Annotated in this window: 7 protein-coding genes and 1 pseudogene; 5 read left to right on the top strand and 3 right to left on the bottom strand. The window is 66.8% G+C overall.

Features of this window, described 5'->3' with window-relative positions; translation table 11 throughout:
* Positions 1–154, top strand: a pseudogene (locus tag AOK17_RS52270) (GntR family transcriptional regulator); the annotation flags it as partial.
* Positions 154–885: an HAD family hydrolase gene (locus tag AOK17_RS18205; RefSeq protein WP_245697215.1), complete on the top strand. Its 732-nt coding sequence runs from the start codon at positions 154–156 to the stop codon at positions 883–885. The pseudogene AOK17_RS52270 and the gene AOK17_RS18205, both read left to right, overlap by 1 nt.
* Here the strand turns inward: AOK17_RS18205 and AOK17_RS18200 are convergent.
* Entirely contained in the window at positions 882–1,070 is a 189-nt protein-coding gene (locus tag AOK17_RS18200) for a hypothetical protein (RefSeq protein ID WP_157881353.1), read from the bottom strand. The two genes, AOK17_RS18205 and AOK17_RS18200, sit on opposite strands and share 4 nt — an antisense overlap.
* Positions 1,071–1,241: 171 nt before the next feature.
* Between AOK17_RS18200 and AOK17_RS18195 the strand changes: the two genes are divergently transcribed.
* A complete protein-coding gene (locus tag AOK17_RS18195; protein WP_055613550.1) occupies positions 1,242–2,117 on the top strand; it encodes a winged helix-turn-helix domain-containing protein in 876 nt (291 codons plus the stop codon).
* Here the strand turns inward: AOK17_RS18195 and AOK17_RS18190 are convergent.
* On the bottom strand, positions 2,078–2,860 hold the full coding sequence (locus tag AOK17_RS18190) for an HAD family hydrolase (protein WP_055613549.1): 783 nt from the start codon (positions 2,858–2,860) through the stop codon (positions 2,078–2,080). The genes AOK17_RS18195 and AOK17_RS18190 overlap by 40 nt on opposite strands.
* A gap of 239 nt (positions 2,861–3,099) precedes the next feature.
* Between AOK17_RS18190 and AOK17_RS18185 the strand changes: the two genes are divergently transcribed.
* Positions 3,100–4,203, top strand: a complete 1,104-nt coding sequence (locus AOK17_RS18185) for a phosphotransferase (RefSeq protein WP_055613548.1) — start codon at positions 3,100–3,102, stop codon at positions 4,201–4,203.
* Between the two features lie 324 nt (positions 4,204–4,527).
* Here the strand turns inward: AOK17_RS18185 and AOK17_RS18180 are convergent, their stop codons facing one another.
* Positions 4,528–5,499: a zinc-binding dehydrogenase gene (locus AOK17_RS18180; RefSeq protein ID WP_055613547.1), complete on the bottom strand. Its 972-nt coding sequence runs from the start codon at positions 5,497–5,499 to the stop codon at positions 4,528–4,530.
* 314 nt (positions 5,500–5,813) lie between these two features.
* On the opposite strand from AOK17_RS18180, the gene AOK17_RS18175 reads away from it, so the two are divergent.
* Positions 5,814–6,419, top strand: coding sequence for a TetR/AcrR family transcriptional regulator (locus AOK17_RS18175; protein ID WP_055613546.1), 606 nt, complete (start codon positions 5,814–5,816; stop codon positions 6,417–6,419).
* Positions 6,420–6,451: the final 32 nt, after the last annotated feature.

Genomic DNA, 6,451 nt, shown 5'->3' with positions numbered 1-6,451 from the left:
CACACTCGACATGTACGACGCGTTGGGCTCCACATCCCTCTTGTTCTCCTTCGAGCAAAGGGCAGGCCAACGCGACGCCGCCTTCGTCGAGCAGTCCCAAAAGTGGTTCAACGCCCCCTGGGAAGCCATCACGACGGGCCTGACACTCTCCTAGTGACTCCTGATACGAAGCAGACTGAACCGGTGACAGAACTGACTGCGGAACTAAGGGGTTTGATCACCGGAGCGCGCTTCGTGCTCTTCGATTTCGACGGGCCCATCTGTCGACTGTTCGCGGGGCACAAGGCGGAGCAAGTGGCGGTGGATCAGGTGCGGTGGCTCGAGGCGAGAGGGCTGAGCGGGCTCCTCACCGACGAAGAGCGGGCCGAACCCGACCCGCACGCCGTGCTGCGGGCGGTCGACCGCCGACATCAGGGCAGCGACCTGGTGATCGAGCTGGAGGAACGTCTCACCTCCCAGGAGCTGAGGGCCGTCGGGTCGGCGTACCCCACCCCGTATGTGGATCCGCTGATCAGGACGTGGCATGCCGTGGGTGCGCGACTGGCCATCGCCACCAACAACTCTCCACTGGTGGCGAGCCGTTACCTGGCCACCCGTGGTCTGACGGACTGCTTCGCACCGCACATCTACGGCCGCACTCAGGATCTTTCTCTTCTGAAGCCTCATCCTCACTGCCTGAATCGCGCTCTGAGCGCTCTGGGGGCGGAGCCGTCCGGGACATTGATGATCGGCGACGCGGATACCGACTTCCAGGCGGCCGAGCGTGCTGGAGTGCGCTTTTTGGGCTACGCGCGTAACGAGGGCAAGGAGAAGATCTTGCGGGCCGCCGGAGCCGAGTTCGTGGTGGGGTCGCTGCAGCCGGTGCTGCAGATTCTCCGGGGCTAGCTCTGGAGTTGAAGTGTCAGCAGGAAGAAGAGCCCGGCCGACCACCAGGCCAATCGCGGGCTGCGCGCTCGTAGCCCCACCAAAACGAGGGTCAGCAGGATCAGGCCGGTCACCCCGAGCCTTGACAGGACCAACTGAGCCATCGCGAATTCGGCGCCCACACGCACCAGTTGGAAGAAGACCATGTTCCCCACCCCGTCCACCTCAGCGGATCTGTCAACCTGCCGTCCAATTGGACTGGTTGCCTTGAAATTGGTTTCCCCTTCCGGGTAGATCCCTTAACCAGCAGGAAAGTTGACTGTCCGAGTTGACTGCCAACTGGTTTGCTCGTGGACCGAAAGAGGTACGGTCGGCATGTGGACGAAGCGCGGGCGAGCGAAGGGGGCGGCAAGGAGTTTGTGCGTGTCCTGGAGGAGCTGCGCAACAGCATGCTCACCGGGAAGTACGCGCTGGGAAGCTTCCTGCCGCCGCAGCGGGCCCTGGCCAAGGAGTTCGGCGTCTCCCGGGACACTGTGCAGAGAGTGCTGAAGATGCTGGCGGACGAGCACTGGATCGAGTCCCGTCAGGGCAGTGGATCGAAAGTGATCAAGGCGCAGCGGATACAACCCGCGATCCTGCGGAGCGCGACGCCTCGCCCCATGGCTCTCGGCCCGATCATCAGCAAGGCCTTCGGACGGTCGGAGGTCAGCCTGGACGTCTTCACACTGACCGGCGAATCCCTCGACACACACATCCGGTTGCAGGCGGAGCGTATCCGCGTGGATTCCCACGGCGCTCCGCGGAGCATCGCCGTACGCATTCTTGTGCCTTCCGAGGATGCCGAGTTGCCCTTTCCCCGGTCCAAGGACGATCCGTCCGACCGGCGCCCGGTGGAGCGCGTGTGGGCCATCGCACGCCGGTCCACGTCCTCGCTGCGGCACACCCTGGAGTCCCTGAGGGTCGAGAAACTGGTGCCCGAGGTCGACCTGAGGATCCGCCGTACATCGGTGGTTCCGAACTTCAAGTTCTATCTGCTCAACGGCTCGGAGGCGCTGTTCGGGCTGTACCAGGTAGTCGAGCGCCCGATCGTGCTGGACGACGGGGAGGAGCTGACCGCCGTGGACGTCGAAGGCATCGGCGCCAGCCTCCTGCACTACGAGAGTGACGCCGACCCGGACTCTCCGGGCACCTTCTTCGTGGGCAGTATGCAGGCCTATTTCGACTCGGTCTGGAGCCGTCTCTCGCAGGAGTAGTCGTCGACGAGCGCCCGGGCCGCGACGAGGACCGGAGCGTGTGAGGCGACCACGCCGTCCGCTCCGTGCTGCTTCATCCGCCGTAGGCGTCTCCTGTCCTGTGTGTATCCCAGGAAGCGGATCCCGGCCGCTTTGGCTGCCTGGAGGTCGGTGAGCTGGTCGCCCACCAGCAGGGCCTTGGCGGGGTCCATGCCGCCCACGGCCGTCAGGGCTCTGCGTACCGCGTCGGGGTGAGGCTTCATGCGCCGCGGCTCGCGTGGATCACGGCCGCAGACAGCTTCGAACCTCGACTGCAGGTCCGTACGTTCGAGGTATCGCTGGACGGGTTCCTTGGCGTTGTTGCTCACGACCACCAGTCGTTTGCGGAGATCGAGCAGCACGTCCAGCAGGGGCTCGACGTCCGGAGCCTGAACGGCGGAATTCACGGCATCGTATTCATGTCGAGTGACGATGGTGTTCGCCTCGTCCAGAGGCTCGCGGCAGCGCTGCGCCGGCGTCCCGTCGAGCATGTCCCTGAGGCGGTGGAGGATTCCGTGCGAGTCGTGGCAGTCCTCGACATCACGGTCGAGAGCGCCCCATTCGAGCCGCGCCATGACCTTGATCTCCTCGGCGATGTGCGCGGTCGGTTTCTTGCCGAACAGGTCGCAGACGGGGCCGTCGAAGTCGAAGAACACCGCGTCCACGCCGTGCAGAAGCTGTCGCAGGGCTCGGGGGCCGCTGGATCGGCCGCTCAAAGGCCACATCACTGTCACGCGGACAGTGTGAAGCACGACAACCTGTGTTGCGTACGAGTTCAGGGCGACTCGGCCAGGCGTCCGCTTTCGTGCGAGCGGAAGCCCGTACGTTCGCGCAGGAGACGGACGCGAACGGGCGCGATCGGAAGAATCGCTTCTGGCACGATGCTCAAACCGCAGGGGGGTACTCTCTCCCCTCTCTCCTCTTTCTTTCACCATTGGTGCGGTCTCACGCGAGAGAACGGACTATGTCACCCGAATCGGCTTCCTTGGCTCGGCAGCGAGCCGTTGAGGTGAGTGGCAATGCGAGCGTGGTCGAAGGACCACTCCAGGGCTACCACCACGAAACCTATGTCTTTCCGCTGCCTGGCGAGGCGGAGGCGGCCCGGCCGGTCCGCCTGAAGTGCCGCGAGCCGCGCACCAATCTGCTGTGGTTCGACAGGCGTTGTTTCGCCTCGGAGGAGCAGCTGCTCCGGGCTCTGCAGGGAAACATCGGGGGCATCCCCGACATCATCCAGGCGGGCCCGGTCGGTCTTCAGCGGTTCATCGAGGGAGAGACACTGGGCTCGCGGTGCGGGTCCGGTCGTGCCGTCCCCGACACCATCTTCGCTCAAATCATCTTGCTGTTCAGGCAGTTGGCCGGCATCGGCTCCGGTGTGCTCACGGTGGAGAGGAGATGCGAACCCCAGGACCGCGCGCGGGAGGGTGACACCTCGGACTTCCTGGAGCGGCTCATCTGCTTCACCGAGGAGCGTGTCTACCAGAAGAACCTCCCCGTCTTCGAGGAGCTGTTCGGCTCGTTCGGCGTGGACGGCGACTCCTTCAAGCAGCTCAGAAAGCATGTGGCGGGGTTGACCGAACGCCCCTTCTGCCTGCTGCACGCCGATCTCCATCGCGAGAACTTCGTCGTCGATCCCGGAGGGAGACTCTGGACCATCGACTGGGAGCTGGCGATGTTCGGTGATCCGTTGTACGACCTGGCCACGCACCTCTATCTGATGCGGTATCCGGAGGATCAGGAAGACCGGATGAAGGAGCAGTGGTGCGAGGCCGTCGACGGCGTCAGGCCCGGCAGTTCGGCCGACTGGTACGACGACCTGCCGAAACTGCTCGACTACAAGCGGGCGCAGTCGGTGTTCACCGACGTCATCCGGATGTCCCTGTCGCTGGGCGCGGGGTCGGGTACCGACAGCAGCCTCCTGGACCGCGCGGGCAGCAAGATACAGAAGGTACTGGCGGCCGCGGCGGAGCCGTTGGGGCTGGAGAGGGTGCCGAGCCTGCCGGAGATCTCGGCCTCACTCGTTGGGTGGTACCAGAAGCACGGGGAGGGATTCGGCAAGGAGCGTGCGTGATAACGCGCGCTGTGATGGCCAGTTGTGGTACCTGGGGTGCTTCTGGACCGGCGGGCACCACAACCGCAACGACCTTCTGCCGTTGGCGGATCGGTCGGCCCGAAGCGGCCACCGGCCCCATTCCGGGGCTTGTGAGGGTCTGGACATAAGGATTCTCGCCGAGCTCACCGAACAGCGGATCCGCCAATCCAATTGGACTGAACTCGGCGAGCTCCTCGCGGCGCCGGACATGTCCGACGACACGCAGAACCAGCCGGTCCGGCGGCCCCTGCAACGCCGTCACCGTTGCCCTGGGGCTGCCCGGAGACCTGTGACGGTCTACGCTCACACCTTCAGTACCACCTTCCCCAACAACTCCCGCCCCTCGACGGCCAGATGCGCCTCACTCGCCTCCTCTAGCGAAAACACCTCCCCGACAACCGCCCGCAACCGCCCCGCCGCAGCCTCTCCGAGGGCGTAGGACGTCAGGCGGGTGAGGTCGGACGGGCTGAACTGGACGTCGCCGATGCCGAAGAGGGTGATGTCGCGGCTCTTGGCCTCTGTCGGGTCCAGCGGAGCGAAGCCGCCGGTTGGGGCGCCGTGGGCCGAGAAGCGGCCGCCGTCAGCCGTCAAGGGGAAGGCGCTCGCGCCGAGTTGGCCGCCGACGCCGTCCAGGATCACGTCCGCCGCGCCGTCGGGGCCGCCGAGGGCGTGGCGGGCCAGGGCCGGCCAGTCGGGGGACGTGGCGTCGACGACCGCGTCTGCGCCGAGGTCCCGTACCAGGGCGAGCTTCGCCTCGCCCCGGGCCACGCCCACCACCCGGGCACCCCGCGCATGGGCCAGCTGGACAAGGAGCGTGCCCATGCCGCCCGAGGCGCCGAGGATCAGGACCCGGTCCGTCTCGGAGACCGCGGTGAGTTCCAGAAGGCCCGTCGATGTCACTCCGTCGTGGACCAGGGCCGCCGCCTGGAGCAGATCCAAGGAGTCCGGTACGACGGTCAAGGCCGAGGTCGCCGCCACGGCTCGGGCCGCGTACGCGCCCGTCACGAACGAAGTTACCCGGCGGCCCAGCCACTCCTCGGGGACGTCCGGGCCCAGGGCGCTCACGACTCCTGCGACGCCGCCCCCGGGGACGTACGGAGGGGTTATCGGGAAGTACTCGCCGCCCCAGCCGGACCGTATCTGCGTCTCCACGAAGATCGTGTCCGCGTACGCGACGTCGATCAGTACTTCGCCGGGGGCGGGGACCGGGTCCGGGAGGTCGGTCGTGATCAGGACCGACGGGTCGCCGAAGCGTGTCACCTGGGCTGCTCGCACGGGGATCTCCAGTAAGAGAGAAGTGGACGGTGAGCGGGCAGTCTTTGACCTCAAGTTCGGTTGAGGTCAAGAGGGGCCGGCAGGAGAGGTCGGGCGAGAGGGGTCGGAATCAGCCAGGGGGGCGAGGAAGTGGTGTTCAAGGGGAGGGCGGGAGTCCGGAAAGTGCGTAGGCTCGGGGCATGGGCGAGACGGGTGCGAGGGGTGCTGCCGGCGCGACCGGGGTCACTCGGGCGGTGAGTGGTGCGAGCGCCGTGGGCGCGCCGCGTGAGGCGGGTGCGGTGGGCGTGGCAGGTGTGGCAGGTGCTGCGGGGGCCATGGGGCTGCGGGAGCGTAAGAAGCTGCGCATGTACCAGGACGTCTCGGACGTCGCCATCACCCTCTTCCTGCAGAAGGGGTTCGAGCGGGTCTCCGTCGCCGAGGTGGCCGCCGCCGCCCAGATCTCGAAGCCGACCCTCTTTCGGTACTTCTCGTCGAAGGAGGACCTGGTCCTGCACCGGTTCGCCGATCACGAGGACGAGGCCGCGCGTGTGGTCGCCGCGCGAGCGCCGGGGGAGTCCGCCGTCGACGCGCTGCGGCGGCAGTTCCTGGCCGGGATCGAGCGGAGCGACCCCATCACCGGGGTCAACGGGGACCCGCACATCCTCGCCTTCCACCGGCTGCTCTACGGGACTCCTTCGCTGGTCGCGCGGCTGTACGAGTATCTGGAGCGGTCCGAGGACGCCCTCACCGTGGCGCTCGGCGGTGGCCTTGAGGCCAGACTCGCCGCCGGGCAGATCGTCGCCGTGCAGCGGATCCTCGCGCAGGAGAACTGGCGGCGGATCGCGGACGGCGAGCCGGTCGCCGACGTGCGGCGGGATGCCGTCGTCGCGGCGGAGAGCGCGTTCGCGCGGCTTGAGGACGGGCTGCCGCGCTGTGTGTGACGTCGCGCGACGTTTCCATTCCATGACCAAGT

The organism is Streptomyces phaeochromogenes (genome assembly GCF_001418655.1).
In the GTDB taxonomy this organism is placed as follows: Bacteria; Actinomycetota; Actinomycetes; order Streptomycetales; family Streptomycetaceae; genus Streptomyces; species Streptomyces phaeochromogenes.
This window is presented reverse-complemented; position numbering and strand designations above follow the sequence as displayed.